The sequence below is a fragment of the Actinomyces sp. 594 genome (genome assembly GCF_019325145.1).
Classification (GTDB): Bacteria; Actinomycetota; Actinomycetes; order Actinomycetales; family Actinomycetaceae; genus Actinomyces.
On record NZ_PIZC01000039.1, the window covers coordinates 1 to 1,742 of the forward strand.

Annotated in this window: 2 protein-coding genes; both read left to right on the plus strand. The window is 66.0% G+C overall.

Annotation, left to right across the window (positions count from 1 at the left end):
* The first annotated feature begins 411 nt into the window (after positions 1 to 411).
* The gene (locus GZ998_RS06460) at positions 412 to 666 is read left to right on the plus strand and encodes a hypothetical protein (RefSeq protein WP_161924114.1); all 255 of its coding nucleotides are present in this window, start codon (positions 412 to 414) and stop codon (positions 664 to 666) included.
* Entirely contained in the window at positions 663 to 1,640 is a 978-nt protein-coding gene (locus GZ998_RS06465) for an SRPBCC family protein (RefSeq protein ID WP_219109396.1), read from the plus strand. Before GZ998_RS06460 ends, GZ998_RS06465 begins: the two co-directional genes overlap by 4 nt.
* The last annotated feature ends 102 nt before the right edge of the window (positions 1,641 to 1,742 follow it).

Sequence of the window (1,742 nt, forward strand, 5' to 3'; positions counted from 1 at the left end):
GGTGCGTGTTCCACGACCCCGGGGTGGTCGTGGAACACGCACCAAGGTCGTGGAACGTGGCCCGAGGTCGTGGAACGCACAGGGGCGGGTCAGGGGCGGGTCAGCGGTTCGGGGGCTGGCACAGCGCGCTCCTCGCGCACGGCCCCCAGCACGAGCCGATGACCCGGGTTGGTCACGGCACCACCAGGAGGTTCCAGCCCCCAGCGGGGCGCTGGGGCCGTCACGAGTCGCCGAACACGTTCTGCCTACGCCGCTAGCTTGCCCAGCTGCTACAAGATCCCGGCAATGCTGGGCACCCCTGCGTCCCAGAACCGTAGATGCAACACGGGCGAGAACCCGCAGGCACAAGCTAAGCAACTTTGATTGACGAATCGGCGTCTGTCAACGTAGGTTGCTCACATGGGTTCAGCAATGACACCATCGCCCGACCAAGTGGCCGCGGCAGCAGCCGATACGACCAAGCCGGTTACGGGTTTACGCGCCGTGGCCGCCTTGCGCAGGCTGACCGAGACTCTGGAGCTCGCACAGGTTGAGGCTGCTCTGCGCGCCGGCATGAGCTGGACGGAAATCGCAAGCAACCTCGGCGTCACCCGCCAGGCCGTCCACAAGAAGTACGCAAAGCGAGTCGCACCCGGGCTGGCACCCATCAGGAGGAGCAACCGATGACGAAACCGCGGCCTACCCATCTGTGGTCCTGGATTAGTTGCGCCCGCCATGAGGCCGGGCGTTTACAGCACCCTGAGATCGACATCGACCACCTGCTGCTGGGGCTGCTAGCCCAGGGCGGTGAGGCGGCAGCGCTGCTCGGCGCACACGGAGTCACCCTGGCGAACGCCCGACGCGCCATGCACGAAGTTGCCGCGGCGGACCTGGCTGCCCTCGGCATAGACGCAGCCGCTATACCGGCTTCGCTGCAGTCACCGGGCCAGGAGGCGCAGAGGCTGGCTGACAGTGGCGATATTCCCCTGTCCGGACAAGCTCAGCAGTTCGCCCATGATCGTCGCAATGATTTCAGTACTTCCCTGTCCGCCCTGAAGAGCCTTCTGGGTCTGGACGGCGGAGCGCCGATGCGCATACTCGCTCACCTCGACGTGAATACTGAGCGGCTGCGCGCCGATCTGGACACGCACGAGGAGGTCACCTGTGGCACTCCCGGCGTCGCGAAAGTCGACCACGACCTGTTGCCGGAGACGCCGTCCGCAGCCCTGCGCCTGAGCCGATTCATCTCTGCGCCACCAGAGCAGGTGCATGCGGTGCTGGCCGATCCGGGGATGCTCACCGGATGGGCCGTATTGCCAGCAGAGGTGTGCGAACGGTATCCGGATGGGATAGTCAGTCAGCACCGCTCGCGCAACCGGCGCCGCCAACTGAATTTGCGCTGGAGACACTTAGAACTAGGCACCGACACGATGTGCTGGGTGAAGACCATCCTCACCGGACCGTATGACGGCCAGACCCACTCCTATGACGGCTTTGTCCTGCGACCGGCACCCGGCGGCTGCGAGCTGACCTTCACGCGCGCATACCGGGTCTGGCGCCTGTCCGGTCGCCTACTGCACCCGGCGATCCGGCGGCTGACACGCATAGGCATGGTGAACACCTTGGGCGCCATCGCCAGGACGGTCGCCGGCTCTCGATGAAGCTCGGCCGAATCCGTACCCGCGTCCCCTGGACAATTGGCTACCGCGGTGGCTGGCGGTTGTCGCGCTGGCACGCGTGCCAGCCGGCCCTTTAGAGTGCCC